Genomic DNA, 26511 nt, shown 5'->3' with positions numbered 1-26511 from the left:
CGCAAGGGGGCCGCAGCAAGCGCGCTGCGACTACCAACCGATCCCCTCCTCGAGCTTCTGCCGCTGGGCGGTGAGCATCTCCTCCAGCTCTGCGGAGTCCACTTCCCCCTCGGCAATGATGAAGAGGTGGTGGTGCTGGTAGCTCTGCCCGCCCATGTGGATGTGCTGGCTCTGCCCGAACTGGCTCAGCACCACGCTGAAGCCTTGGATCGCCTCAATGGGGGTGAAGTCCATACGCATGCCCAGATTCTCCACGGAGGTGCCGCACTCCTGGATCACGGTGTCATAGTTGCTGCCGAAGAGGTCCTTCTCCTCCTCCGTGCTGGCCAGCGCCAGATTCACCGTGGCATCCCCCGCCGCCAGGGGGCTGACCACCATCCAGTCGACACTCTCCTGGCTGCCGTCGAATTCGGCGACGGCGGCCTCGCATTCGGGGCTGGAGTCAAAGCCGTCCATGGTCAGATTCTGGGAGATATAGCCGTCACCGGCGGGCCCGATGATGCCCACGCCCTCCTCGGTGATCTCATAGCCCTCCGCCCCATCGCCTGCCTCGGGGAACATGGCCTCGACCTGGCCGGCGTCCACTTCCCAGCCCTGCGGGAGTTCCTCGGCGGTGAGGATCAGCTGGCTCAGCTGCTCGCCCTCAAGCGGCTCGCTGAGCGGTTCGGCCTCTGCGGCATCCTCCCCGGTGGAGCCGGCCTGGGCATCTGGCGTGCCGGAGTCGTCGTCGAGCACGAAGGCGGCCCCTAACCCCAGCAGAATGATCAGACCGGCAGCAGCGGCACCTCCGGCAACCAGGACCAGCGCCCGGCGGCCGAAGCGCGGCCCGACTCTCACCGGCGGCTGGGCTGGAGCCGGCGCCTCAGAGTGCTGATGAGGCTCATGCCCAGCAGGCGGCTGGTGCGACGGCTGGGCCGGCCGTTGAGACTCGCCGTATCCAGCGGCTCCGCCGGGCTGCTGCGGGGGGCGATAGTGCTGCGGAGGCCCGGTCTGCGAATGTGCCTGCTGGGGATCCTGCGGGAGTCCCTGCGCACCGGGGTCCTGCGGGTTCGGCTGCTGGGGGTCGCTCATGACCTGTCACCCTTCCATGGTGTTTGCTTCTGCAAATGGTTATGGCGCCACAGTAGCGCTTAATGTTTGCAATTGCAACCCTTGGTGGAGTGTGGAAGGGAGAATATTGCGCCCCGTGTCAGCCGCCGTGGGAGCGGGGCGAGCGCGACTCTAGAATCGCCACCATGCTCAGTGCAGCCCAGCAGACCCTGTGGAATCCCGGGGACTATCTGAATTTCGCCTCCGAACGGACCCAGCCGTTCATCGACCTGCTCTCCCGCCTCCAGCTCCCTGATGTCCGGCGCATCGTGGATCTCGGCTGCGGCCCGGGGAACGGGATGCCGGTGCTGCGGGCGCTGTGGCCGCAGGCGGAGATCCTGGGTGTCGACTCCAGCGAGCAGATGCTGCAGCAGGCCGCGCGCACCACTGCCTCAGATACCGGCATCACCTACCTGCATGCCGACATCCGAGACCTCCAGCTGGATGAACCCGCCGATCTGATCGTCTCCAATGCGGCGCTGCAGTGGATTCCGGAGCACCGTCAGGTGCTGCCGCGGATTCAGCAGTTCGTCGCCGACGGCGGCGCCCTGGCGGTTCAGCTGCCGGGGAACTTCTCTGCTCCGAGCCATCGCCTGCTGGCCGAATTTGCCGGCGCTGAGCCCTACCGGGCGCATATTGACCCCCACTCACTGCTGCAGCCGACCGCGGAGGTCAGCGACTATATGCTCGATGTGGCAGGCGAAGGCTGGGATGTCACCGGCTGGGAGACGCGCTACCACCATGTGCTCAGCGGTGAGGATCCCGTCTTCGACTGGATCGCCTCCGCAGGCGCGCGTCCGGTGCTGCAGGCTCTGCCGGAGCCGCTGCTGAGCCGGTTCGTCCGTGAGTACAAGGCGGCGCTGCGTCAGGCCTATCCGCCCACTGAGATCGGTACCATTCTGCCGTTCCGCCGTCTGTTCTTCATCGCCGCACGCACCGGCTGAGGCCGAGGCGGTTCAGGGCCGGCGCAGGAACGTCAGGTCGAAGATCCGGCGTCCGGCCTGCAGGGCCTTGCGCTCAAAGTCGGTCTCCACCCGGGCGGCGAATCGCGGAGCCCAGCCGCCCTCAGCATCCAGGGCCTCGGCCAGCGGCAGCGGGCGGGCCTCCTTGCCCAGGCTGGCCGCATCCAGGTCTCCCAGGCGCACCTGCGTCAGCGGGGACTGCTCCCCGACCCGCTGCCCGGCGTGCGGATTCCAGAATTCCTCCGCTGCGCCGATGACCTCCCGCATCTGCACCGCGTAGTCAGACCAGTCGGTGGCCAGGCGCCACACTCCGGTGGGCGCAATGACCCGGGCGGCCCGCTGCACGAAGGGCGGCTGGATGAGCCGCCGCTTGGTGTGCTTCTTCTTATGCCACGGGTCGGGGAAGAACACCCAGAGCTCGGAGACGGAGCCTGAGGGCAGCAGCTTGTCCAGCACCTCCACGGCGTCCAGGCAGGCGATGCGCACATTGCTCAGCCCCTCGCGACGCACCCGGGCGGCCAGCTGCGCGGCTCCGGGCCGGTAGACCTCAATGGCCAGAAAGTCGGCGTCGGGGTTGCTGGCCGCCGCATGAGCCACTGCCTCGCCAGAGCCCGAGCCGATCTCCACGATCAGCGGCGCGGTGCGGCCGTACTCCTTCTCCCAGTCGATCTGGAAGCCTTCGGCCACTGAAGTGTCCCGCTCCCCGGTGGGAACGTCGAGCAGCTCCTGCCCCAGCGCCGCGTCCCAGGCGCGCTGGTAGCTGGGCTTGAGCCGGTTGCTGCGCCGCACGAAGGACAGCGGCTTGCGCAGGTGCTTTGCAGTCTCAGACACGGTGGCCCATCCTACCGGGGAGCGGGCCTCAGCCGTCCAGAATCTCCTGGGCGCCGGTGAGGAACTCGTGGAGCAGCGGGCCGTTGGTGGATCCGCCGAACTCGCCCTCCTCGAGGAAGATGGCCACAGCCAGGTCCCCCTGCAGAGCTATCACCCAGGTATGGGCGTAGACGTCGTCGCCGTCTCCGGCTTCTGCCGTGCCGGTCTTGGCGTAGACCGGGTCTCCCGGCACCGGCGCCATGGACTCCAGGGTGCCGTACTGCACGGTGCCCGCCATCAGCTCTCGCAGGTCCTCGGCCTCTTCTGCGGTGAGATCGCCCTCGTCGGCCCATTCGGGCTCTTCGTCCAGGGCGACGAGCCGGGGGTGGACGGTCTCCCCGGCACCGATGGAGGCAGCCACAGTGGCCATGCCCAACACGGAGGTCTCCACCACACCCTGGCCGAAGAGGTTGGCCGCGTGCAGGTTCAGCTCCGCCTCTTCCGGGACGGAGGCCTTCATCGCGTGCAGGCCGATGCCGATCTCATTGTTCAGTCCGAGGTCCAGCGCCGCCTGACGCAGATCTGCGGAGGTCACATCGTCCCAGGCTGCGGCGAACAGGGTGTTGCAGGAGACGGCGACCAGGTCTCGGAAGGCGTGGGTTCCCAGGTATTCCCCGGGGTAGCCGGGGACATTGGTGAACTGCTGGCCGTGCACTGTGGTGGACTGCGGGCACTGGACCTGCGAGTCGGGACTCAGCCCGTCGCGCAGCATCGCCAGGGAGGAGACCATCTTGAATGTGGAGCCGGGGGCGTAGGTGGCCTGCAGGGCCGAGTCGACGAAGGGAGAGTCCGGGTTGTGGCTCGCCGCCGCTAAGATGCCGCCGTCGGAGGGTCTGATGGCCACCAGGCCGGCGGTGACGTCCTGGTCCTCCACAATGGCCTGGCCCAGGTTCTGCAGTCGGGGGTTGAGATGGGTATGCAGGTCCTCGCCCGGCTGCGGTTCGATCTCATAGAGCGGGACGCCGTCCATGTGGATGCGCATCCCGGGGGTGCCCCGCAGGGTGTCCTCATGCAGGGCCTGCAGACCGGAGAGCCCCACCTGGTCGCCGACGCTCAGCGTCGGATCTTCCTCCAGGTGCTCTGCGGTGACGTCGCCCACCCGGCCCAGGATCAGTGGCGCGAAATCGGCGCTCTCGGCCAGCGGCAGCTGATCGGGATAGCTGGCCGCACCGGGGATCGACTCGATGTCGGCCGCGGTGACTTCGTCGGACTCCCGCCTGACGGTGATGGCCTCCACGAAGGCTTCCTCTCCGTAGGCCAGCACCCGCTCGGTGTACTCCTCGGTGCTGAGGCCGACGACTTCGGCCATCTGTGCGGCCGCCTGTCGATACAGCTCTTCGGCCGCCTCCTCATCATCGGCCACAATCTGGGACTTGTCGATGCCGATGCGGACCACATCGCGGTTGTAGACCATGGCCCGCCCGTTGTCATCCATGATGCGGCCGCGCTCTGCGGGGGTGGTGACGATGCCGATGGGCTCATGCCCGGCGTAGTCGGGCAGCAGCAGCTCGGTCTCCCCCTCCAGCAGCCAGACGTCGTCCTCGGCGCTGTAGGTGTAGTCGCCCTCGGTCTGGTAGGTCCACTCTTCGCCGTCGATGCCCAGCTCGGCCAGGTCCCAGCTGTGCTCGAAGGTGACCTCCGCTGTCGGGGCCCGCACGGAGTCTTCCTCGGGCTCGTCCACCACAACCTCGGCAACGGTGACCTCCGGGGTCAGCCCGTCGAAGGGTTCGTGGAGGTTCTCCGCCGCCTGGGCCAGGGTCTCCTGTGTTCCTGAGGCTAAGCTCACGCTGGAGAAGTCGCCGCTGCTCACGGCTGAGGCGGTGGTTTCGGCAGCCGCCTCAGCAGACGCGCGTTCCTCCTCGGCGCCGCAGGAGGTGAGCGCCAGGAGGCCGGCCGCGCCCCCGGCGGCCAGCAGTATGCGGGAGCGGAGACGGTGGGTGAGCACTCCCCCAGTATGCGTCAAGGCTGCGCTCAGGTCGAAGCGAAACCCCCGCTGCTTGTCCAGGTTGCATCCAGCTACGGCGGTGCTGGGCGCCCAGGAGAGATGCTGGCGCGCTGATCAGTGGTGGGACCGCCAGAGCACCAGCTCCTTGTTCAGCGGACGTGGCCGCTGCCCCCGGGCGACGGTCACCACGTCGCCCTGCGGCGCGACGGCGAAGACGCGTGTGCCGCCGGGGTTGCGCTCGGCCTCCCGCAGCTGGGTGCGCAGCCGATCGACGTGGTCTTCCAGCTCCTGCACGCGGTTCTGCAGCTCGATGATCCGCCGGATGCCTTCCAGGGAGACGCCCTCCTGGCTCAGCTGCTGGATCTGACGCAGCTGCTCGATGTCGTAGGGCGAGTAGCGGCGGTGCCGGCCGCCCTGGCGACGTGGGGTGACCAACCCCATCCGGTCGTACTGCCGCAGCGTCTGAGGGTGCATGTCTGCCAGTTCTGCGGCCACTGAGATGACGAACAGCGGCGCATGGCGGTGCTCAGCAGCCAGCATGCGCAGGTCTTCGCCGTCGTCGTATTCGGCGACGTTCTCCCGGACCCGCAGCCGGGTGTATTGGGCGGATAGTCGCTGTCTCGGCACTGCTGTGACACCTCCTCTCTGCCGCTTGTCCTCAACCGGTATGGTCAGGGTTCATCTGCTATAACGCTGCTTTGGCCTTCAGGTCTTCCCGGGGGTTGAAGTCAGCGGTGGCCTCAGCATAGGCCTGGACTGCGGCGCGGGCCTGGTCGCTGAGCTGGTCGGGAACCACAATGTCGAGCACCACCAGCATGTCGCCGCGGCTGTTCTTGCGGCGAATGCCGTGGCCTTTCAGGCGCAGGGTCTTTCCGGAGCTGGATCCGGCCGGGATGCGGATCCGCACGGTCTCCCCGTGGATGGTGGGGACCTCGGCCTGAGCGCCGAGCACGGCCTCGTCCACTGTGATGGGCAGGTGGATCCGGATGTGGTCGCCCTCGCGCTGGAAGAAGGGGTGGTCCTGGATGGAGACCTCCACCAGCAGGTCGCCTGCCCCGCCCGGGCCCTGCTGTCCCTTGCCTTTGACCCGCACCTTCTGGCCCTCTTTGATCCCAGCGGGAATGCGCACATCGATCACATTGCCGGATGCCTCGCGCAGACCCACTGTGGTGCCGCGGACCGCGCCCTTGAAGGAGATGGTGGTCTTCGCGGTGCGGTCGGCCCCCTTGGGGGCGCTCGAGAACCGGGTGCCGAAGCGGTCTCCCATACCGCCGAAGAGATCGGCGAAGTCGGGTCCGGAGCCGAACCGGCCGCCGGCGGTGCCAGGGGCCCCTTGCCCGAAGAGGCCTCCGAAGATGTCCTCGAACCCTCCGGAGGCTCCGCTGGAGCCGGAGAACCGTGCCGAGGAGGACCCCATGGCGCGGATGGCATCGTACTGCTGCCGCTGCTCGGGGTCGGAGAGCACCGAGTGCGCCTCTGAGATGTCTTTGAACTTCTGCTCGGCCGCCGCGTCACCGGGATTCTTGTCCGGGTGGTGCTGGCGGGCCAGCTTGCGGTAGGCCTTCTTGATCTCTTCGGCGGTGGCGTCCTGGGAGACGCCGAGAATGCTGTAGAAGTCCTTATTGATCCAGTCCTGTGATGCCATAGCTCATCCCGGGCTCGCGCCTCCCTCCTCTCTGTGACGTCTGGGCGTTCGGCGGTCCGGCCGCGGGGGGGTGCCCACCGCAGCCGGACCGCCGGACACGGATGCTACTGCTCGGTTCCGCTGGAGACGATGACCTGTGCCGGACGCAGCAGGCGGTCGCCGAACCGGTAGCCGGAGCGGACCACCACGGCGATGTGGTCCGCCTCGACCTCCTCGTGCGGCTGCTGCATGATCGCCTCATGCTCAGTGGGGTCGAACCGCTCCCCCACCGCCCCGACTGTGGCCAGACCCTGCTGGGTCAGCACCTGCTCCAGCCGGGAGGCGATTTGGGCGAAGGGCCCGTCCTCCAAGTCACCGGCCTGCCGGGCGGCGGCGATATCGTCCAGCACCGGCATCAGCTCGGTGATCAGCTGGCCTTTGACCCGCTCCTTCTCCACCGCCCGGTCACGCTCGACGCGTCGGCGGTAGTTGACGTACTCCGCCTGGACCCGCCGCAGATCGTTCTCCAGTTCGGCCTCGCGGTCGTAGCCCTGTGCCTCCAGATCCTCCTCGACGGCGTCGATCCGCTCCTGCCGCTCAGTCTCACCGCCGCCGACGGCTTCCCCGAGGGGCACCTCGCGCAGCTCAGGCTCCTCGGCGACCTCCGGATCAGTCGGGCCGGACTCTTCTCCGGCGACCTCCTGCTCGGCCACCGGATCGCCGGCGCCGCCGTAGACGGCCTCGCCGATCTGCTCAGTGTCCTCAGCGTCCTCGGCAGGGATGTCCCGCAGGATCCGTTCGGCCTCGGCCAACGGGTCGGCCAGCGGCTCGCCCCCGGCCGCCTCCCGGTCCTCAGCGGTGGCTTCGCCCTCACTGGAGTTCCGGGGCTCGCCGGTCTCCGGGTCCAGCCGACGCTTGTCGGTGAACCGGATGGGCTCCTCCGGGATGCCTTCCTCGCCCTGTTCAGGGTTGTACTTGTCCTCAGCCATCGCCTGGGACTCCTTTGCTGTTACTTCTTCTCGGCCTCGTCGTCCTCGTCCACGACCTCAGCGTCGACGATGTCTTCGTCCTCGCCTGCGGTCTCACCACCGGCGGGTGCCTCCTCAGCGCCGGGGGCACCCTCGGCGCCCTGAGCGTAGAGGGCCTCACCGATCTTGACCTGGGAAGCCTGCAGCTTCTCGAAGGCGGACTGCACCTCGTCGTCGTTGTCGGTGCCCTCCAGGGCCTTCTTCAGGGCGTCGACGTCGGCCTGGACCTCGGTCTTGACCTCTTCAGGGATCTTCTCCTCGTTCTCCTTCAGGAGCTTGTCCACCGAGTAGGCCGTGGCCTCGGCGGCATTGCGGCGCTCAGCAGCCTCGCGGCGCTTCTTGTCCTCTTCGGCGTGCTTCTCCGCGTCGGCGACCATCCGCTCGATGTCCTCCTTGTCCAGGGAGGTGCCGCCGGTGATGGTCATCGACTGCTCCTTGCCGGTGCCCTTGTCCTTGGCGGAGACGTGGACGATGCCGTTGGCGTCGATGTCGAAGGTGACCTCAATCTGCGGCACGCCGCGCGGAGCCGGGGCGATGCCGGTCAGCTCGAAGGTGCCCAGCGGCTTGTTGTCCCGGGTGAACTCGCGCTCACCCTGGAAGACCTGGATCGCCACCGAGGGCTGGTTGTCCTCGGCCGTGGAGAACACCTCGGACTTCTTGGTGGGGATGGCGGTGTTGCGCTCGATCAGCTTGGTCATCACTCCGCCCTTGGTCTCAATGCCCAGGGACAGCGGGGTGACGTCGATCAGCAGCACGTCCTTGCGCTCACCGGCGAGCACACCGGCCTGCAGCGCAGCGCCGACGGCTACCACCTCGTCCGGGTTCACCGACTTATTGGCCTCCTTGCCGGTGAGCTCCTTGACCAGGCCCGCCACTGCAGGCATGCGGGTGGAGCCGCCGACCAGGATGACGTGGTCGATCTCGGAGATGGAGACACCGGCCTCGGAGATCACATCGTGGAACGGCTTCTTGGTGCGGTCCAGCAGGTCTGAGGTCATATCCTCGAACTTCGCCCGGCTCAGAGTCTCGTTGACGTGCACCGGGGCGCCGTCGTGCTGGGTGGCGTAGGGAATGTTGATGGTGGCGGTGGAGGCGCTGGAGAGCTCCTTCTTGGCGCGCTCGGCCTCCTCCTTCAGGCGCGGGACGGCGATCTTGTCCTTGGAGAGGTCCACGCCCTCCTTGGACTTGACCTGCTCCACCAGCCAGTCGATGATCCGCTGGTCCCAGTCGTCGCCGCCGAGCCGGTTGTCGCCGGCGGTGGCGCGCACCTGGATGGTGGAGAACTCGTCCTCGTCCTTTCCGACCTCCAGCAGGGAGACGTCGAAGGTGCCGCCGCCGAGGTCGAAGACCAGGATGAGCTCGTCCTCCTTGCCCTTGTCCAGTCCGTAGGCCAGGGCTGCGGCCGTGGGCTCGTTGACGATGCGGGAGACCTTCAGGCCGGCGATCTCGCCGGCTTCCTTGGTGGCCTGACGCTCAGCGTCGTTGAAGTAGGCCGGCACGGTGATGACCGCTTCGGTGACGTCCTCGCCCAGGTAGGATTCAGCGTCGTGCTTGAGCTTCATCAGCGTGCGGGCGGAGATCTCCTGGGGGGTGTACTCCTTGCCGTCGATCTCCTTCTTCCAGTCAGTGCCCATATGGCGCTTGACCGAGGAGATGGTCCGGTCCGGGTTGGAGACGGCCTGACGACGGGCCACCTCACCGACGAGCACCTCGCCGTTCTTGGAGAAGGCCACCACCGAGGGGGTGGTGCGGGCGCCTTCTGCGTTTGCGATCACCGTGGGCTCGCCGCCCTCCAGGACGGTGACCACGGAGTTGGTGGTTCCCAGGTCGATGCCGACTGCGCGGGACATGCGGACTCCTTTCATCAGGACGTGTAAAGCGTCGTATCGCCGCAGTTGAGCGATTCCGGCTCAAGTCTGTTTCCTGAGCCGAGTCGTGTCAAACTCACTTGAGTCAACCTCGCTCAACTTTGCGTTCGAGGATTCCAACGACGGCGCCGCGCGGATCATTCCCGCCCGCCGGAAGCCCCAAGCACAGAACGTGTCGGATGAGCCCAAACTCCCCCTGTTTCAGCGCCAGTTTGGGCCTTTCCGGCACGTAAGTAGTGGGTGCGCCGACACGTAAGACGCGGGGCGGCCTGGGTGCGGGGGCGGCCCGGCTGGGTGCGGGGCGGCGGGGGCGGCCCGGATGGGTCGGGCGGCCTGGTTGCGGGCGGGCCGGGACCGCATCCGGCGGACCGCTCCCGGCCCGCCGGTCGAGCGGATGTAGCGACATATGACAGGCCCTCCGGGCTGGAGGGTGCTGTACATCACATCGCAAGAAGAGGACGAGCAGGACGTGAAGGGGCTATGACGAGCCAGACTCCGCCGCACAGCAGCGGCCATTCCCGGCCGGGGACGCGCCGGCTGATCGACCAATTCACCCAGCCGGCAGGACGCTTCAGCAGCCACCCTGCCCTGCTGCCGGGCATCGGAGTCGATCAGACACCGAAACGCTACGGACTGAACGTGCCGGTGTTCATCATCGCCGCCCTCAGCGTCTTGGGCGTGGTGCTGTGGGGGATGTTCGCCCCGCAGAACCTGGAGCTGGTCTCCGGCGAGGCGCTCGGATTCTTCACCGGCGAGCTGGGCTGGTTCTTCGTGATGCTCACGGTGGCGGTCTTCGGCTTCATGCTGTGGCTGGGCCTGGGACGGCACCGCCACAGCAAGCTCGGCGCCGACGACGAGGAGCCGGAGTTCTCCACCGTCTCCTGGATCGCCATGCTGTTCTCCGCCGGCATCGGAATCGGGCTGATCTTCTACGGCCCCTCGGAGCCGCTGACCTACTTCACCGACCTGCCGCCGATGTACTCCACACTTCCCGACGGCGGTCAGGAAGCGGTGCACGCAGCAATCAGCCAGACGCTGTTCCACTGGGGCCCACCAGCCTTCGCCTACTACGCCCTGGTCGGCGGAGCCGTAGCCTACGCCGCCTACCGCAAAGGCAGGGTTCCACTGATGTCGGCGCTGCTGGAGCCGATACTCGGCAAGCGCACCCGCGGTCCGCTGGGGGCTGTGGTGGACATCCTGGCGATCCTGGTGACGCTGTTCTCCACCGCGATCTCGCTGGGGATCGGCGCCCTGCAGATCGGCACCGGGCTGCAGATCATCGCCGGAGTAGGCCCGCTGGGCAATGCGGCGATCATCGGAATCATCGCCATTCTGTGCGTGCTGTTCGTCCTCTCGGCCGTCTCCGGGGTCAAGCGCGGCATCCGCGCGCTGTCCAATATCAATATGGTGCTGGCCGGCCTGCTGGGCATCTTTGTGCTGATCACCGGCCCGACCATTGTGCTGATGAACCTGATCCCCGGGGTCGGAATGAATTTCCTGGCCGATCTGCCGAGCCTGATGGGTCAGACCGCGACAGGTCCGGACACCTCCGGGGAGACGTCTGCCGGGGACTTTATGTCCACCTGGACCATCTACTACTGGGCCTGGTGGGTCTCCTGGACCCCGTTCGTGGGACTGTTCATCGCCAAGATCTCCCGCGGACGCACACTGCGCGAGTTCGTCACCGGAGTGATCATCGCCCCCAGTGCGGTCTGCCTGATCTGGTTCACCATCATCGGCGGAACCAGCCTGACCATGGAGCAGGAGACCGGCGGCATCTCAGCGGCTGAGAGCCATGAGGCGATGTTCTTCACCATGCTGGACGGGCTGCCGCTGTCGGCCCTGACCTCGGCGGTGGTGATGTTCTCGGTGATCATCTTCTTCGTCACCTCCGGCGATTCGGCCTCCATGGTGATGTCCTCCATCGCCGAGCGCGGATCCCCGGCGCCGAAGACGTGGAACACCGCAGTATGGGGTGTGGGCATGGCCGCAGTGGCCGCCGTGCTGCTGACCACCACCGGCGAGGCCGCACTGGGCCAGCTGCAGTCGCTGATGACGGTCAGCTCCCTGCCGTTCGCGGTGATTCTGGTGCTGATCATGATCGCCTGGGCCAAGGAGCTGGCACGGGATCCGATGACGCTGCGCCGGCGCTTCGAGAAGGAGGCGCTGCGCCAGAGTGTGGAAGCCGGCATCGCCGAGCACGGCGATGACTTCACCTTGGCCGTTGAGCAGGCTCCACAGGGGCAGGGCGCAGGAGCCTGGCTGGACACGGACAACCCGGTCTACACCGAATGGTGGGAGACGGCTACCGGGCCGGTGCCCACTGTGCAGCCGGAGGACGCCGGCAAGGGCAACGGCCGCCCGCGCAGCGCACAGAAGGGCTGAGGCCTCAGTCCATGGCAATACCGATGTACTTGGTCTCCAGGAACTCGTCGATGCCGGTGTCCCCGCCTTCGCGGCCCAGGCCGGACTCTTTGACGCCTCCGAAGGGTGCGGCCGGGTTGGAGACCACGCCCTGGTTGATGCCGACCATGCCGGACTCCACCTGCTCGGCCACCCGAAGCGCGCGGTTCAGGCTCTCGGTGTAGACGTAGTTGACAAGGCCGTACTCGGTGGCATTGACCCAGTCGATGACCTCCTCCTCGGAGTCGAATGGGGTGACCGGGGCTACGGGGCCGAAGATCTCTTCGCTCCACATCCGTGCCTCACGCGGGACATCGGTGAGCACCGTGGGCGGGTAGAAGTAGCCCTCACCGGCGGCGGGTTCTCCTCCCAGCAGGACACTGGCACCGGAGCGCACGGCGTCGTCGACCAGCTCCTGAACCTTCTTCTGCTGCTTCTCATCGATCAGCGGGCCGACGGCGACCCCGTCGTCCACACCCCGTCCCACGCGCATCTGGCGCAGCCGCTCCGCCAGACGGCGGGAGAACTCCTCGGCGATGCTGCGGTGGGCGAAGATCCGGTTGGCCGCAGTGCAGGCCTCACCGGAGTTGCGCATCTTCGCCAGCACCGCACCGTCGACTGCCTTGTCCAGGTCGGCGTCGTCGAAGACGACGAAGGCCGCATTGCCGCCGAGCTCCATCGAGGTGCGCATCACGGTGGAGGCGCACTGCTCCAGCAGCATCTTGCCCACCGAGGTGGACCCGGTGAAGGAGAGCTTCCGGGCGATGCCGGAGCGGATCAGCGGCTCCATCACGCCCCCGGAGTCGGAGGTCACCAGAATATTGACCACTCCGGCGGGAACCTCGGCCTCATGCAGGATCTGCGCCAGCGCCAGCATGGACAGCGGCGTCTGGGAGGCCGGCTTGAGCACGCTGGTGCAGCCGGCTGCGATAGCCGGGCCGAGCTTGCGGGTGCCCATGGCCAGCGGGAAGTTCCAGGGGGTGATGAGCAGCGAGGGTCCCACCGGCTGGCGGGCCACCAGGAACCGGGCATTGCCGGCGGGGGCCACCTGGTAGTTGCCGCTGATCCGGGTGGCCTCCTCGGCGAAGTGGCGGAAGAACTCTGCGGCATAGGCCACCTCACCGTAGGCCTCGGTCAGCGGCTTGCCCATCTCCAGGGTCATCAGCAGGGCCAGATCGTCCTTGCGCTGGTGCATCAGCTCGAAGGCGCCCATGAGCATCTCTGCCCTCCGCCGCGGGGGCACCGCTGCGAACTCGCGCTGCGCCCGCTGCGCGGCCCGCAGGGCGTCCCAGCCGTCCTCCTCGGACGCATCCGCCACAGTGCACACCACCTCGGCAGTGGAGGGATCGACCACCTCCAGGGTGCGCCCGGAGCGGGCGGAGCGCCACTGGCCGTCGATGAACAGCTGCTTCGGAGCGTCCTGGATCACCTGAGCTTCGCGCTGGGCGGCTGGTGCAGTCATAGTGTCCTCCTCGGATTGGGCCGTGCTCAGCGCAATCAGCGCCGGGCACCTCACCCGCCGTGGGCAGCGCCCGTGATCGACGGGACCTGTTCTCGGTGTGTAGCCTATACCCGCATTCCGATTGTCAACAATCTGACAGGAGTTCTTCGTGGCTCAGCTTTCTCCGCTTCTCAAGCAGGCAACACCGGTGGTGGCCACTCATGGTGAGGGCGTCTATCTCTATGACACCTCAGGCACCCGGCATCTTGACTTCACCGCCGGCATCGGAGTCACCAGCACCGGGCACTGCCACCCGAAAGTGGTGCAGGCAGCCCAGGAACAGGTGGGGCGGCTGATCCACGGGCAGTACACCACCATCATGCACCAGCCGCTGCAGCAGCTGACCGAGCGTCTCTCCGAGGTGCTTCCGGCAGGGCTGGATTCGCTGTTCTTCGCCAACTCCGGCTCGGAGGCGGCCGAGGCGGCCCTGCGACTGGCCCGCCAGGCCACCGGGCGGCCCAATATTGTGGTCTTCCAAGGCGGGTTCCACGGCCGGACGGTGGCCGCGGCGTCTATGACGACCTCCGGCACGAAGTTCAAGACCGGGTTCGCCCCGCTGATGGGCGGGGTGGTCGTCGCCCCGTTCCCGAACCCTTCGCACTACCGCGCCTACGGATGGGATGAGGACCAGGCCACCGACTTCGCGCTCAACGAGCTGGACCTGCTGCTGCAGACCCAGTCCAACCCTGCTGACACGGCGGCGTTCCTGGTAGAGCCGGTGCTCGGCGAGGGCGGCTACGTGCCGGGCAATACCCGATTCTTCGCCGGACTGAGGGAACGCGCCGAGCGGCACGGGATCCTGCTGATCGTCGATGAGGTGCAGACCGGCTGGGGCCGCACCGGCCAGTTCTGGGGCCAGGAGCATTTCGGGCTGCAGCCGGATGTGATGATGACGGCCAAGGGCATCGCCTCCGGCTTCCCCATCTCCGGGATCGCAGCCCGTCCGGAGATCATGGAGAAGGCCTGGCCCGGGTCCCAGGGCGGCACCTACGGCGCCAATGCTGTGGCGTGCGCCGCCGCGCTGGCCACTATGGATGTGATCGCCGAGGAGAACCTGGTGGCCAATGCGGCCTCCCGCGGCGAGCAGCTGCGCAGCCGCCTGGCCGAGGTGACCAGCGAGACTGAGCAGGTCGTCGACGTACGCGGCCTGGGCCTGATGGTGGGGGTGGAGTTCGCCGACGCCGAGGGCCGGCCCGACGGCGAGACGGCATCCGCGGTGCAGCAGGAGGCGGCCCGGCGCGGCCTGCTGCTGCTGACCTGCGGGCCGTGGACCGAGGTGGTCCGGTTCATTCCTGCTCTGGTGGTCACCGAGGAGCAGGTCGACGACGCCGTCGGGATCTTCGAAGAGTCCCTGGCGGCGGTGCTGCGCTGAGCAGGGTCACCAGATGCGGCTGGTCAGCTTCGGATACTTGGGGCTGAAATTGTCCCCCGAGGAGGTCCGGGTCACCCGGCGCTTCACCCAGGGGTAGAGGTAGTCCTTGGTCCACACGGCCTCAGCCAGTGCGCGCTCCGGCAGGGAGGAGACCGCCGGCTCGTCCAGCTCCGGCTGGGGAATCTCGTCGCGCTCCCCCAGCACGGCGAGCACCTCCTTGGCCATGGAGATGTGGCCCTCGATGCTCAGGTGCATCCGGTCCACGTCCCAGTAGCGCCAGTCCTGGAAGTGCTTCATGTGCCAGAAGTCCACCAGCTCCAGGTCCAGGTCGGCCGCGATCTTGCGCACCGCCTCGTTGTAGATCGCGGTGCGGCCGCGGGTCAGGCGGAACATCGGCGCCTTTCCGGAGTCGAATCCGGTGAACAGCACCACGCGCGCTCCGGTGTCCACCAGCTTCTGCACCGCCCAGCGGTAGCGCTCCATCAGGCCATCGAGGTTGACCACCGGGCGCAGAATGTCATTGCCTCCGGCGTAGATGGTCACCAGTGTCGGCTCCAGGGCGATGGCGGCATCGAGCTGCTCGTCGATGACCTGCTGGAGCTTTTTGCCGCGGATAGCCAGGTTGGCGTAGCCCCAGGAGCTGTCATTGTCGATCAGCTGGGCGGCAACCCGGTCCGCCCATCCGCGCACGCCGTTGGGGCTGGAAGGGTCGATGTCTCCGACACCTTCGGTGAAGGAGTCGCCGAGCGCCACATAGCGCTTCTCAAAGGGCCCGTCGAGTTCATCCGCTGCCGACATACCTCCACCCTACAAGCGATGCGGCGGGTTCGCTCCGGGGCCGCCGCTCAGCGATACAGCGGGTTCGCTCCGGGGGGTCTCTCATGCTCGGCCACCGGGCCCGGCGCGGTCCCCTCCCCGAAGGGTGAGCCGCCCAGAGCGTCACGTCCGTGCTCGGAGAGCCAGGAGTCCAGCTCGGGGCCCTCCGGCACAATCTGGGTGGGGTTGATGTCCTCATGGACCACGTAGTAGTGCGCCTTGATCTGGTCAAAATCCACCGTGTCGCCGAAACCCGGGGTCTGGAACAGGTCCCGGGCGTAGTTCCACAGATTGGGGAACTCGGCCAGCTTCTGCCGGTTGCACTTGAAGTGCCCGTGGTAGACCGGATCGAACCGCACCAGGGTGGTGAACAGCCGGACATCGGCCTCAGTGATGGTCTCTCCCATCAGGTAGCGCTGGCGCGCCAGGCGGTCCTCCAGCCAGTCCAGCGCGTCGAAGAGCCGGTGGTAGGCCTCCCGGTAGGCGCGCTGGGAACCTGCGAAGCCGGCCCGGTAGACCCCGTTGTTGACCTCGGTGAAGATCCGTTTGATCACCGGGAGCATCTCGTCGATGAGGTGTTCGGGGATCAGGTTCGGGGCGCCGTCGCGATGGTGCTCACGCCACTGGGTGGAGAAGTCGAATGTCAGCTGCGGGTAGTTGTTGGTGACCACCTGTCCGGAGGGGACGTCCACCAGCGCCGGCACGGTGATCCCACGCGGATAGTCCGGGAACCGGGCGAAGTAGTTCTCCTGCAGCCGCTCAGTGCCCAGCACCGGATCCCGGCCCTCCTCGGTGAGATCGAAGGTCCAGGAGCGGGCATCGTGGACCGGACCGGGGGTAGCCAGCGAGATCGCGTCCTCCAGTCCCAGCAGGCGGCGAATGATGATCGACCGGTGCGCCCAGGGACAGGCGCGGGCCGCCACCAGCCGGTAGCGCCCCGGCTCCACCGGCCAGGCCTCGGCGTCCGGGGTGAGGCCCTGGATCCGCGGATCGCCGATGCTGGAGGACTCCTCCGGCGCAGCGGAGCGGACGGCGTCGACGTCTGCCACCACCCGGTCCTCGATGTAGTTGGTGTCCCGGGTGAATTCCTCACCGGTCACATAGGCGCCCTTGGTGGAATGCTCGGTCCCGACGGTCTTCTGCGGCTCACTCATCTGCGGCTCCCTTCAGCCTGGGCTGCTCGGCTCACCGGCGCGGGGCCGGGTCCGGCGCCGCGGCGGCGGCGCTGGCTCCACAGTATCGAGCCGGCCCGCTCGGCGGCCAGGGTTCTACTGTAGGGGTATGAGCTTGTCGACCGCGATGCCTCCGTCTGTGCAGATGATCACCTGCGACAACCCCTCACCGATGACGCTGGAGGGAACCAATTCGTACCTGATCGGCTCCCCCGACGCCGATCAGGTGTGCGTGGTGGATCCGGGTCCGCAGGACCATCCGGAGCATGTGGAGGCGCTGCTGTCGGCCGCCGGATCCCGCACCGTGGCCATGGTGGTGCTCACCCACCGGCACCGCGACCACCAGGGGGCCGCCGCCGAGTTGGCCCGGCGCGCCGGTGCTGCGGTGCGGGCCTTCGACCCGCGGCTGTGCCTGGGCGCTGAACAGCTGCACGACGGCGAGCGCCTCCTCGCCGCTGGAGTTGAGCTGGAGGTGCTGCACACGCCCGGGCACACCTCGGATTCGGTGTGCCTGTGGCTGCCGGAGGCGCAGGCGATGATCACCGGGGACACTGTGCTGGGCCGCGGCACCACCATGCTGGACTTCCCCGACGGCACGCTCACCGATTATCTGGAGACTCTGCAGCGGCTGGAGGCCTACCCCGGGGCCATGCTGCTTCCGGCCCACGGGCCGGCAGGTGCCGAGCTGTCGTCGGTGGTGGCCCAGTACCGACGGCACCGGCTGGAGCGGTTGGAGCAGGTGCGGGCCCTGCTGCACGAGCACGGGCCACTCGATGCAGCCGCCCTGGGAGAGCTGATCTACGGCCGGCAGACGGCGGTCCGGCCGGAGGTGGTGCGCAAGATTGCCGGCGCGCAGCTGCATCATCTGGGTCTTCCGGCGGATTAGCCGGCCGCCTGCAGCGGCTGCGGGCTGCCTCGACAGCGGGCGCCTCAGAAGGGGCGAGTGACGTAGGGCCTCTCGCTCCAGCGGATGGCCTCCACCGCTACGCCTTCAGCCTGCAGCTCATCCACCAGGGTCCCGGCGGCGCGGGCCAGGCGTTCGAAAGCATCGGGGCTGGACTCTCCCTCTGGGCCGGAGGCGTAGAAGGTCACCTCCAGCATCCGTCGGCCCCAGGTGTCGGTGGCGATCTGATGCGCCACCGCCAGCTGCCCGTCGGTGACTCCGGTCAGCGGTGCGCCGTCGATATCAGCCCGGAAGAAGTCCATGAAACCGGTCAGCTCCTCAAGCACCTGCTCAACCGCCTCAAGGTCTTCGGCCAGGATCTCGGCGCGCAGCGGCGCCCACTGATCGGATCCGAGCCGCGGCGCGCCCCAGCTGCTCAGCTTCTTCCAACGCATGGACTCTACGATATCCCTCATGAGCTCACGCACTGCCTCACACACTGCCCTGATCACCGGTTCGACTGCAGGCCTGGGGTCCGCCTTCGCCCGCCAGCTGGCAGCCCAGGGTTATGACGTGGTGCTCGCCGCACGCAGCGACGACCGCCTGGAGTCCCAGGCAGAGACTCTGACGTCGCGCTACGGTGTGCGCGCGGAGGTCATTGTGGCGGACCTGACCACCGACGACGGCGTCGGCGCGGTGCAAGAGCGGCTGGCTGATACTGCCCACCCGGTCCACCTGCTGGTCAACAACGCCGGTCACGGTCTGGCCGGCAGCTTTGTGGACAACGAGCTCGACGCCGAACGGGATCTGCTGCGCCTGCATGTGCAGACCACCATGGAGCTGACCCACACCGCAGCTCGGGCGATGACGGCGCAGCGGGCCGGGCGGATCATCAACGTCGCCTCGGTGGCCGGCTATACGCCTACCGGCACCTACTCTGCTGCCAAGGCCTGGGTGATCAACTTCTCCAAGGGGCTGCACAGCCAGCTGAAGCCTGCCGGGGTCACCGTCACCGCGGTGTGCCCGGGGCTGGTGCGCACAGAGTTCCACCAGCGGGCGGGGATCACCGCTCAGGGGGCGAAGCGCTGGATGTGGCTGGAGGCCGAGGATGTGGTGCGCCAGGCGCTGACGGCCAATGCCCAGGGAGCGGCGGTATGCGTCCCCTCGCGGACCTATCAGGCGCTGACCGCGTCCCTGAAGTTCATTCCGGACTCGGTGGTGCAGTGGGCCGCGGACCGGGGACTGGGAGTTCCGGGCCAGGACGAGGATGCCCAGCGGCAGCTCGCCGCCGGATCCGAGGACGCGTCCGATGACGGCACCGCCGCCGCGGACGCAGACTCGTCCGAGACGGACTCGGTCAGTTCAGCACGTCAATGATCAGCCGGGGGCCCTCTTCATGCTCCCAGACCGAGACCCGGTATTCGCGTCGCTCATCCAGCCCGATGTAGTAGCTGGCCGCGCCGTGGTGCACGAAGGTGGTCAGCACGCCGCGGAAGACGGTGCCGGGGTGGTCGATGGGCCCGGAGATCTCCAGCTGGCCCTGTTCTGCGCCGGCGTTGCCGGGCACCAGTCCCACTACCGAGACGTAGAGGATGGCCTCGCCGTGGACCTCCAGCGGGAAGCCTGACCCCGGCTCCACGGCGTCCTCCACATACTCGGCGTACCAGCCGGGGGCGCCCTGACCTGTGTGCTCGAAGACGATGCGGTCGTAGCCCTCGTGGTGACCGACCCGGACTTCTTCCAGCAGCAGCTCTTCGCCGTCCTCGGGAAACTCGGTGATCATCTCTGGGAAGCCCCTGGATTCCTGAGCCTCGGCGCTGAACTCGGTGGCGTCGAGCACCGCGGAGCTGGAGTCCTCCTGGTCGTCTCCGGCACTGGCTGAGGGGCCGGCCTCTTCTGCTGCCTGCCGAGCGGCCTCCTCCTCGGAGTCCTCCGACGTGGATTCGGCGGAGCCGCTGGCCGGGCTGCCCACCTCCTCGGCGGCGTCGTCCGACTCTTCGGGGTCTTCGCCCTGGTCTGCATCCTCCTGCGTCGTTTCGCCGGATTCGCCCTCCTGCTGGACTGAGGGGGAGTCCTCGTCCGGCTCCTCCAGCGGCGGGATCTCCTTCACCGCGGCCTGCTGGTGCTCGTCCTCAGGGGAGCCGCCGCAGGCCGCCAGCCCCAGCAGCAGGATCCCGGCCGTCCAGGCGCGGGGTGCCCAGAGCCTGCGCGCGGCAGGCACCGGGTGCGTCTGGACGGTCATGGCGGTCTCCTCTTCGGCGGGCTGCGGGCAGGGGTGAGCCCCCGGCCCTGGTCCACCTGCCTACGCTAGTGCCCCGCGCAGGCAGTGCCCACCGTCAGCGGGTTTCTGTGTCCGCATTGCAACACACCTGTTGCCCGACTGTGACCTGACGTGTGCCTGCGACCGCGTGGTCTGCAGTGCGCCGCTCACTCCTCGTCCTGCCGGCTGCGGCGCTCCCGGTAGGCGTCCTCTCCTGGGCCGGAAAAGTCGCGGTTGCGCTCCACGGCGGCCATGGAGCCGGTGAACAGTCCTTCGTCGACGGCGATCTCCGGTTCGGATGACTCGCCCGGGGCCGCGGTGGCCCCAGGCTGCTGCTTCGCCGCCGCCGGCTGCTCGGGCGGCTCCACGGCTCCGAACTGCCCGGTGGCCACCGGTGCAGGCTCCTGGCCGAGGGCTTCTTCGGTGGTCAGCAGCATGCGCTGGGTCATCACCGCGTAGGGGTGCTCGGAGCGCAGGTAGTTCACCAGGTCCTCCCGGACCAGGCAGCGCAGATCCCACAGCTCCCCGGAATTGCGGGCCGAGACCACCACGCGGGCCTGCAGATGGCCGCCGGTGGCGTCGGTGACCTGCAGGGCGCCGGTCTGGCCGTCCCACAGGTCGGTGCTGGACAGCAGGCGGCTGAGCCGGGCGCGCAGCGCGTCCATCGGCACCCGCCAGTCGACGTCGAGCTCCACAGTGCCCATCAGCTCAGTGCCCACCCGGGTCCAGTTCTCAAACGGGGTGGCGACGAAGTAGGAGCTGGGGTAGACGAACCGGCGGCCGTCCCAGGATTTGATGACCACGGTGGAGAGCGTGATCTCCTCGATCGTGCCGAAGTTCCCTTCGATCACCACGACGTCGCCGACTCGGATCGAGTCGGTGAAGGCCAGCTGGATCCCGGCGAAGACATTGGAGAGGGTGGACTGCATCGCCAGGCCGGCCACCACCGAGACAACACCTGCCGAGGCCAGCAGTCCGGCGCCGAGGCCTCGGACGCTCTCATTGAGCAGCAGCACCGCGGCGACTGCGAGGGTGATGATGATCGCCGCGAGGATGCGGCCGATCAGGTCTACCTGGGTCTGCACACGGCGGCCGCGGCGATCCTCCACATCGGGCTCCCCCTCCCCGATGTACTTGGAGAGGATGACTGCCTCCACGATCTTCACCACTCTCAGCGCCCACCAGGCGACCGAGATGATCACCGCGATCAGCAGCGCCACATAGACCGGCCCCTGCCACCAGGCCTCGGCCACGGCGTACTGAACGGTCAGCGCGGATCCGACGAACAGCAGGATGCAGAACAGGGCGGGGCGAGTGCGGTTGACCGCACGTTTGACTTGAGCTCTGCGGCGGAAGATCTGCGTCACGATGGCCGAACTGATCAGCGTGACCAGCAGTCCGACCACCACGGAGATGCCCACCCCGATGAGCAGGCCCATCAGTGGTCCGGATTCGGAGACGATCTGCTCGAACTCGTTGGGAATGTGGTTCTCCACCTCGCTGGTGATCCTTTCGGCGGGATCGCTGCCGACGGTGCTCTCAGAGGTCGGCTGGGCGGACAGTGCACGTGTCAACACAGTGAGGCCACTCATGGGGGCCATGATGGCACGCGGGTCTGAACAGCGATCACTCACTGGGGAGTGGGTTTCGCCACAGCTGCAGCGTCATGAATCGCCGGGCGGGCCGGTGACGGGGAACAATGGGATGCATGCTCACGCTCACTGATCTTCGAGGCCGCCGGGTTCAGGCCCGTTCGGTGCTTCCGCGCGCCGCCGTCGACATCTCCACCACGGTGGAGGCGGTCACTCCGATTCTGGAGCAGGTCCGCACCACGGGGGTGCCGGCCCTTCTTCAGCTCGCCGAGCGGTTCGACGGCGTACGTCCAGCCGCTCTGCGAGTGCCGCAGGAGGTGATGGACCAGGCGCTTGATCAGCTGGATCCGCAGGTGCGCACGGCTTTGGAGACGCTGATCAGCCGAGCACGGGAGGTGCACACAGCTCAGCTTCCGGCCGCTTCGGTGGTCTCCCCCGGACCGGACGCGCGGGTGACCAACCGGTGGGTGCCGGTGGACCGGGTGGGACTCTATGTCCCCGGAGGGCAGGCGGTCTATCCCTCCTCCGTGGTGATGAATGCGGTGCCGGCCCAGGTGGCCGGAGTGGGTTCTCTGGCCATCGCCTCCCCCCCGCAGCGGGACTTCGGCGGCTGGCCCCATCCCACCATCCTGGCTGCGGCCCGGCTGCTGGGTGTCGACGAGGTGCTCGCCGCCGGCGGCGCGCAGGCGATCGGAATGTTCGCCTACGGCGCCCGGGAGGAGACCGGGGAGCTGACGGTGGAACCGGTCTCGCTGATCACCGGTCCGGGAAATATCTATGTGGCCACTGCGAAGCGTGCAGTGCAGGGCACTGTGGGCATCGACTCTGAGGCCGGCCCCACCGAGATCATGGTGTTGGCGGACGAGGCAGCCCCTGCGCATCTGATCGCTGCCGATCTGATCTCCCAGGCCGAGCACGATGTGCTGGCCGCCGCAGTGCTGGTGACCGATTCGATGGATCTGGCCCAGCGCGTGCTCGCCCACGTGGAGGAGCAGGCGGCGGCGACCGAGCATCTGGACCGGGTGAAGCAGGCGCTCTCAGGCGCCCAGTCGGCGGTGCTCGTGGTGGACACCATGGACCAGGCGGTGGAGATCGCCAACGCCTACGGCGCTGAGCACCTGGAGATCATGACTGACGACGACGCCGGGCTGGCCGAGCGGATCACCAATGCCGGGGCGGTCTTTCTGGGCCCCTACACGCCGGTGTCGCTGGGCGACTACGCGGCCGGATCCAACCACGTGCTTCCCACCGGCGGGGCTGCGGCCTACTCCTCGGGCCTGAACGTGACCAGTTTTCTGCGCTCCCAGCAGGTGGTTCACTACGGCAAGGACGGACTCGCCCAGGTCAGCGACCACGTCCGGGCCTTGGCCAGCGCAGAGGGACTTCCGGCCCACGGCCAGGCGGTGGCCGCCCGGTTCGCATAGCGGATCCGCGGACCGGGCGTGCCCTCGGCTGAGGCGACCTCAGCTGCCTCCGCTCGAGCGCGCCTGCCTGAGGTGAGCGCGTCTGCCGCAGGCTGGTGCGCCTGCCCTCACGCGGTGGTCACGTAGCGGGTGTTCACCCAGCCGGTGAGGGTCTCCCCCTCCTGCTGGTACTCCACCTCGATCCAGCTTCCGCTGCGCTGTCCGGTCTGCAGGACTGCTCCGCGGGGGATCTGCGCCAGCCGGTCGGACTGGGAATCAGGCTGCTCACGCAGCGGCACCGAGTAGACCGCCGTCCACTGCCCGGCAGAGGTCTGCGCGGAGGCCGACTGGGTGCCTCCGTGGACCTCGAAGTAGCTGTCCCCCCAACCGCCGGGGTCTCCGGAGAGTCCCAGCTGGGAGGAGCAGGAGGGCCAGGCGCCCCATCCCTGCCGCTGCCACAGTTGGTAGGCACGCTCGATCTGCTCCTGCTTGCTGGCCTGGTCGGGCCGGCCCGAGCCGCCCACCCACTCCCAGGACTGCTGGGAGAACTGCAGGCCGCCGAAGTAGCCGTTGCCGGTGTTGATGGACCAGTTGCCGCCGGACTCGCACTGGACCAGCCGGTCCCAGGCCCGGCTGTAGGGGCCGTGCTGACTCTGGGCATGCTGTCCGGAGCTGGGACCGCTGCGGCCGCTGGAGCTGCCGGAGGATGAGCCGCCGGAGCTGCTGGAGCCGGAATTGCTGGAGCTCGATCCGCTGGAGCTGCTGGAGCTGGAGCTGCTGGAGCTGCCCGAGGAGGAATCCTGCGAGCCGCTGGAGGACGACCCGGAGGAGCTGGGGGCTCCGGAGACCTCGAGGAACTCCTGCCATATCCATCCGGTGCTGACGTCGCTGCGGACCTGGTACCAGCCGCCCTGCTCGTCCAGGACTCTCAGGGTCTGCCCGCCGGCCACAATCTGCTCGACTCCGTAATCCAGCCCCGCGCCGGAACGCATATTGACCGCCGTGGTGGTCTGGGCGCGCCAACCAGTGCTCGGGGACTCGTCAGACCCGGATCCGGAGCCCGAAGAAGACCGGCTGCTGCCCGATGAGGAGGACTCAGTTTCGGAGGAGTCGTTAGCATCCGGCTGGTCGCTGGCGTCCTCAGCATCCTCGTTCGGCTCCGGCGTTGGCTCCGAGCCAGTGCTGTCCGAGGAGGATCCGCCCGCATCCGAAGCTGCGGCGGAGGCCACCGAGTCCGGCAGGTCCAGGAACTCTCCCCACATCCAACCGGTGCTGCCTCCGGCCCGAACTTCGAACCAGCCGTGGGACTCGTCGAGGATCTCCAGGGATTCTCCGGCAGGCACAGCACGCGTGACCGGATGGTCCAATCCTGCTCCGGAGCGCATGTTCTGCCACATGGTGGTCCGCGCGGTCTCGTCGGAGTCGGTCTGCTGGGAGTCTTCCGGCTCGGGAGCAGGCGCAGCGCTCTGCGCGGCCGGAGGCTCCTCAGCCGATTCCGACTCGGTTGGTTCCTCCGTCTCCCCGGACGAGGCCTCGGGTGATTCGGCCTGCTCGGCTGAAGAGCCGCCCTCAGAAGTGGATCCCTCCGAGGAGGCGTTCGGCGAGGAAGAGCCTTCCGAGTCGCCGGAGTCCTGGGCCTGCTCACCGCCGCTGAGGTAGTCGGTATAGACCCACAGGGTGCGGCCCTGGTGCTGGATCTGCGACCATCCGCCCTCGCTGCCGGTGACCTGAACGCCCGTCTCCGGTGCCAGGACGGTGACCACCGGATGGTCCACCCCCGCTCCGCTGCGTGCGTTGAGGTAGACGCCGTCGACGGTGTGCGTGGGCTCCCCGCCGGAGCTGGAAGCCGGAGCGTCGGTGGCTGCCGAATCGGAGGCGCCTTCAGCCTCGCCTGAGGCTCCTTCAGCGCCGGAGGCCTGTGATGAGCCGGAGGCTGACGCGGCGCTGGAGCTGCCGGCACTGGATGAGTCCGCTTCCGCCGAGGTGGGGGCGTCTGACTCGGCGGCGGTGTCGGAGGAGTCTGCGGATCCGCCGCCGGAGAGGTAGGCGCGGTGGGACCAGCCTTCCTGCCCGTTGGCCCGGCGGATCTCCGCCCAGTCGCCGCGGGTGCTCAGCACCGTGACCTGCTCTCCGGTGGGCATTCCGCCGACCACTGCGTTCTCAGTGCCCGGCCCGCTGCGGAGGTTGAGCGGCTCTGTGACGCGCAGCGTCTGCGCGCTGGAGCTGGAGGCGGCTGATGCTGCCTCGGTGCTCTGGCCGGAGTCGGCGGGCGCCAGGTATGCGCTGTGGGACCAGACCTGCTCGCCTCGTCGGGTGAACTGGACCCAGTCACCGGAGCGTGCCGTCACAGTGATCTCCTCACCGGTGGGCATTCCCTGAACGATCTCATGCTCGGTGCCTGGGCCGCTGCGTGCGTTCAGCGGCTCGGTGACCCGAAACGTGCCGGAAGCCGCTGCGGCGGGTTCTGCCGTGCTGGTCTGTTCGGCGGGCTCATCGGGGGCGAGCAGGCTCTGCTGGACCCATCCGGTCCTGCCTTCGTGCTGCACCCGCAGGAACCCGTCGGAGGCGTCCCCGGGGGCGGCGGTCAGCTCTGCTCCGCGGGGAAGCTGGGCCAGCACGTCCGCGGAGGCCGCGGCGGAGGCACGCAGCTGCGTGGGCGCGGCGGTGTAGTAGTCACACGTCTGGGGGACCTCGCGCTGCAGGACGCCGTCGGCTGCGCCGCGCAGGTCTACACCACGCTCGGCCAGCCATTCGGCGGGGTTCAGCGCGGTGCCGGTCTGCCACGCTCCGCGCCAGAGCTCCAGGTGCAGGTGGGGGGTCACCGTGGGTCCGGAGTCGCCGACTTCGGCGATGATGTCCCCGGCAGAGACAGTGTCCCCGAGGCTGACGTGGGACTCAGCGTCCCACAGGTGCACGTAGCCGGAGTGGTAGACCTCCCCGCCGATGTTGTGCCGCAGCACCACGTATCCGGACCGACCAGGGGTACCGTCGAGGGTGCGCACTACAGTGCCGTCAGCGATGGCGGCGATAGGAGTGCCCTCCTCGGCGATCAGATCCTGGCCCAGGTGGTAGGTGGAAGTGCCCTGGACGGAGATGCACCGGGGGCCCGGTTCGGTGGAGAAGGTGTAGCTCTCTGCGGCCAGCGGCGCGGCAACATTGCCGGCCCGCTGGGTGCTGATGCTCACCCCGGAGGCCAGTGTGCTGGCAGGCCCTGCGGCTCCGCTGCCGGTGACCGGCCCCTGCGGCGGCTCGGAGTTGGAATCGGCGGCTGCCTGCGCTGCGGCGGCAGTGGCGGGCAGGGTCAGGCCGACGGCTAGTGTGCCGGCGACCGCTGACGAGAGTTTCTTCGGCACGGGTACATCCTCACTGGTCGTGCTCTCCGGTCGTGCTTAGGACGACTCCTTCAGCTGCGACGGGACCTTCCGCGCGATGGGATGCGAAGCGACAAGCTCCGTTTCAGCCTGGCGCTACTGTAACGAGCAGGTCACGCCCAGCGGGAGGCAGTGCTTCGACCTGAAGTTGAACCTGTGAGGAAACTATGAGCCCGGATGCGGCGAGGGCAGCGCCGTCCCGCGTTCGCTGCCACTACCGCAGGACATCGAACGGACGTGCACTGCCCTCTCGACCGTCTACTATTCCAGGCTTGGGCGCGGCCCACAGCCTCTGGCCGACCGTGTGAGCACCATTGTGACCAGACCGTTATCGCCGCATACGCCAGGGGCC

General features: G+C 68.1%; 19 protein-coding genes and 3 pseudogenes. 6 read left to right on the top strand and 16 right to left on the bottom strand.

All coding sequences use genetic code 11. The features are described 5' to 3' along the window. Nucleotides 1-30: 30 nt before the first annotated feature. Nucleotides 31-1071 carry a hypothetical protein gene (locus Q1K09_RS04125; protein ID WP_300343495.1) on the bottom strand — a complete coding sequence of 347 codons (1041 nt, stop codon included), beginning with the start codon at nucleotides 1069-1071 and terminating at the stop codon, nucleotides 31-33. Between the two features lie 164 nt (nucleotides 1072-1235). Here Q1K09_RS04125 and Q1K09_RS04120 point away from each other — a divergent pair, with 164 nt between their 5' ends. Then, on the top strand, nucleotides 1236-2033 hold the full coding sequence (locus Q1K09_RS04120; protein WP_300343493.1) for a methyltransferase domain-containing protein: 798 nt from the start codon (nucleotides 1236-1238) through the stop codon (nucleotides 2031-2033). 12 nt (nucleotides 2034-2045) lie between these two features. Here the strand turns inward: Q1K09_RS04120 and trmB are convergent, their stop codons facing one another. From trmB to dnaK, 6 genes are all read right to left on the bottom strand, one after another. Then, on the bottom strand, nucleotides 2046-2882 hold the full coding sequence (gene trmB, locus Q1K09_RS04115; protein ID WP_300343492.1) for a tRNA (guanosine(46)-N7)-methyltransferase TrmB: 837 nt from the start codon (nucleotides 2880-2882) through the stop codon (nucleotides 2046-2048). 28 nt (nucleotides 2883-2910) lie between these two features. After that, nucleotides 2911-4866, bottom strand: a complete 1956-nt coding sequence (locus tag Q1K09_RS04110) for a penicillin-binding transpeptidase domain-containing protein (RefSeq protein WP_300343490.1) — start codon at nucleotides 4864-4866, stop codon at nucleotides 2911-2913. A 114-nt stretch (nucleotides 4867-4980) separates the two neighbouring features. Continuing rightward, complete coding sequence (locus Q1K09_RS04105) at nucleotides 4981-5406, bottom strand: helix-turn-helix transcriptional regulator (protein ID WP_300343523.1); 426 nt, start codon at nucleotides 5404-5406, stop codon at nucleotides 4981-4983. Nucleotides 5407-5551: 145 nt separating this feature from the next. After that, nucleotides 5552-6511, bottom strand: coding sequence for a DnaJ C-terminal domain-containing protein (locus tag Q1K09_RS04100; RefSeq protein ID WP_300343488.1), 960 nt, complete (start codon nucleotides 6509-6511; stop codon nucleotides 5552-5554). Nucleotides 6512-6615: 104 nt separating this feature from the next. Beyond that, the gene (gene grpE / locus Q1K09_RS04095; protein ID WP_300343486.1) at nucleotides 6616-7479 is read right to left on the bottom strand and encodes a nucleotide exchange factor GrpE; all 864 of its coding nucleotides are present in this window, start codon (nucleotides 7477-7479) and stop codon (nucleotides 6616-6618) included. Nucleotides 7480-7499: 20 nt separating this feature from the next. Further along, nucleotides 7500-9368: a molecular chaperone DnaK gene (gene dnaK / locus Q1K09_RS04090; protein WP_300343484.1), complete on the bottom strand. Its 1869-nt coding sequence runs from the start codon at nucleotides 9366-9368 to the stop codon at nucleotides 7500-7502. 498 nt (nucleotides 9369-9866) lie between these two features. Here dnaK and Q1K09_RS04085 point away from each other — a divergent pair, with 498 nt between their 5' ends. Further along, a complete protein-coding gene (locus Q1K09_RS04085) occupies nucleotides 9867-11771 on the top strand; it encodes a BCCT family transporter (RefSeq protein ID WP_300343482.1) in 1905 nt (634 codons plus the stop codon). A 4-nt stretch (nucleotides 11772-11775) separates the two neighbouring features. Here Q1K09_RS04085 and Q1K09_RS04080 read toward each other — a convergent pair whose 3' ends face one another. Next, on the bottom strand, nucleotides 11776-13251 hold the full coding sequence (locus Q1K09_RS04080) for an NAD-dependent succinate-semialdehyde dehydrogenase (protein ID WP_300343481.1): 1476 nt from the start codon (nucleotides 13249-13251) through the stop codon (nucleotides 11776-11778). A gap of 148 nt (nucleotides 13252-13399) precedes the next feature. Here Q1K09_RS04080 and Q1K09_RS04075 point away from each other — a divergent pair, with 148 nt between their 5' ends. Next, nucleotides 13400-14662 carry an aminotransferase class III-fold pyridoxal phosphate-dependent enzyme gene (locus Q1K09_RS04075; RefSeq protein WP_300343479.1) on the top strand — a complete coding sequence of 421 codons (1263 nt, stop codon included), beginning with the start codon at nucleotides 13400-13402 and terminating at the stop codon, nucleotides 14660-14662. Between the two features lie 6 nt (nucleotides 14663-14668). Here the strand turns inward: Q1K09_RS04075 and Q1K09_RS04070 are convergent, their stop codons facing one another. Both Q1K09_RS04070 and Q1K09_RS04065 read right to left on the bottom strand, forming a co-directional pair. Beyond that, the gene (locus Q1K09_RS04070; RefSeq protein ID WP_300343477.1) at nucleotides 14669-15460 is read right to left on the bottom strand and encodes an SGNH/GDSL hydrolase family protein; all 792 of its coding nucleotides are present in this window, start codon (nucleotides 15458-15460) and stop codon (nucleotides 14669-14671) included. A 47-nt stretch (nucleotides 15461-15507) separates the two neighbouring features. Then, nucleotides 15508-16632 carry a glutathione S-transferase C-terminal domain-containing protein gene (locus Q1K09_RS04065; RefSeq protein WP_300343475.1) on the bottom strand — a complete coding sequence of 375 codons (1125 nt, stop codon included), beginning with the start codon at nucleotides 16630-16632 and terminating at the stop codon, nucleotides 15508-15510. Nucleotides 16633-16759: 127 nt separating this feature from the next. Here Q1K09_RS04065 and Q1K09_RS04060 point away from each other — a divergent pair, with 127 nt between their 5' ends. Beyond that, complete coding sequence (locus tag Q1K09_RS04060; RefSeq protein WP_300343474.1) at nucleotides 16760-17536, top strand: MBL fold metallo-hydrolase; 777 nt, start codon at nucleotides 16760-16762, stop codon at nucleotides 17534-17536. Nucleotides 17537-17580: 44 nt separating this feature from the next. Here the strand turns inward: Q1K09_RS04060 and Q1K09_RS04055 are convergent, their stop codons facing one another. After that, the gene (locus Q1K09_RS04055) at nucleotides 17581-17988 is read right to left on the bottom strand and encodes a hypothetical protein (RefSeq protein WP_300343473.1); all 408 of its coding nucleotides are present in this window, start codon (nucleotides 17986-17988) and stop codon (nucleotides 17581-17583) included. Nucleotides 17989-18007: 19 nt separating this feature from the next. On the opposite strand from Q1K09_RS04055, the gene Q1K09_RS04050 reads away from it, so the two are divergent. Beyond that, complete coding sequence (locus tag Q1K09_RS04050; RefSeq protein WP_300343471.1) at nucleotides 18008-18910, top strand: SDR family oxidoreductase; 903 nt, start codon at nucleotides 18008-18010, stop codon at nucleotides 18908-18910. On the opposite strand, the gene Q1K09_RS04045 is transcribed toward Q1K09_RS04050, so the two are convergent. Both Q1K09_RS04045 and Q1K09_RS04040 read right to left on the bottom strand, forming a co-directional pair. Continuing rightward, nucleotides 18891-19775, bottom strand: coding sequence for a hypothetical protein (locus Q1K09_RS04045; protein ID WP_300343469.1), 885 nt, complete (start codon nucleotides 19773-19775; stop codon nucleotides 18891-18893). The two genes, Q1K09_RS04050 and Q1K09_RS04045, sit on opposite strands and share 20 nt — an antisense overlap. Before the next feature lie 185 nt (nucleotides 19776-19960). Beyond that, nucleotides 19961-21367, bottom strand: coding sequence for a mechanosensitive ion channel domain-containing protein (locus tag Q1K09_RS04040; RefSeq protein ID WP_300343467.1), 1407 nt, complete (start codon nucleotides 21365-21367; stop codon nucleotides 19961-19963). A gap of 134 nt (nucleotides 21368-21501) precedes the next feature. On the opposite strand from Q1K09_RS04040, the gene hisD reads away from it, so the two are divergent. Further along, nucleotides 21502-22809, top strand: coding sequence for a histidinol dehydrogenase (gene hisD / locus Q1K09_RS04035; protein WP_300343465.1), 1308 nt, complete (start codon nucleotides 21502-21504; stop codon nucleotides 22807-22809). A gap of 107 nt (nucleotides 22810-22916) precedes the next feature. On the opposite strand, the pseudogene Q1K09_RS13065 reads toward hisD, so the two are convergent. The 3 pseudogenes from Q1K09_RS13065 to Q1K09_RS04025 form a co-directional block, all read right to left on the bottom strand. After that, nucleotides 22917-23075 (bottom strand): annotated as a pseudogene (locus tag Q1K09_RS13065) (SH3 domain-containing protein); the annotation flags it as partial. Between the two features lie 111 nt (nucleotides 23076-23186). Further along, nucleotides 23187-23414: pseudogene (locus Q1K09_RS04030) on the bottom strand (transglycosylase family protein); the annotation flags it as partial. A 234-nt stretch (nucleotides 23415-23648) separates the two neighbouring features. Next, nucleotides 23649-25973: pseudogene (locus tag Q1K09_RS04025) on the bottom strand (SH3 domain-containing protein); the annotation flags it as partial. Nucleotides 25974-26511: the final 538 nt, after the last annotated feature.

The organism is Nesterenkonia sp. (genome assembly GCF_029265375.1).
In the GTDB taxonomy this organism is placed as follows: Bacteria; Actinomycetota; Actinomycetes; order Actinomycetales; family Micrococcaceae; genus Nesterenkonia.
The sequence above is the reverse complement of the archived record's forward strand: the minus strand, read 5'-3'. Positions and strand labels throughout refer to the sequence as shown.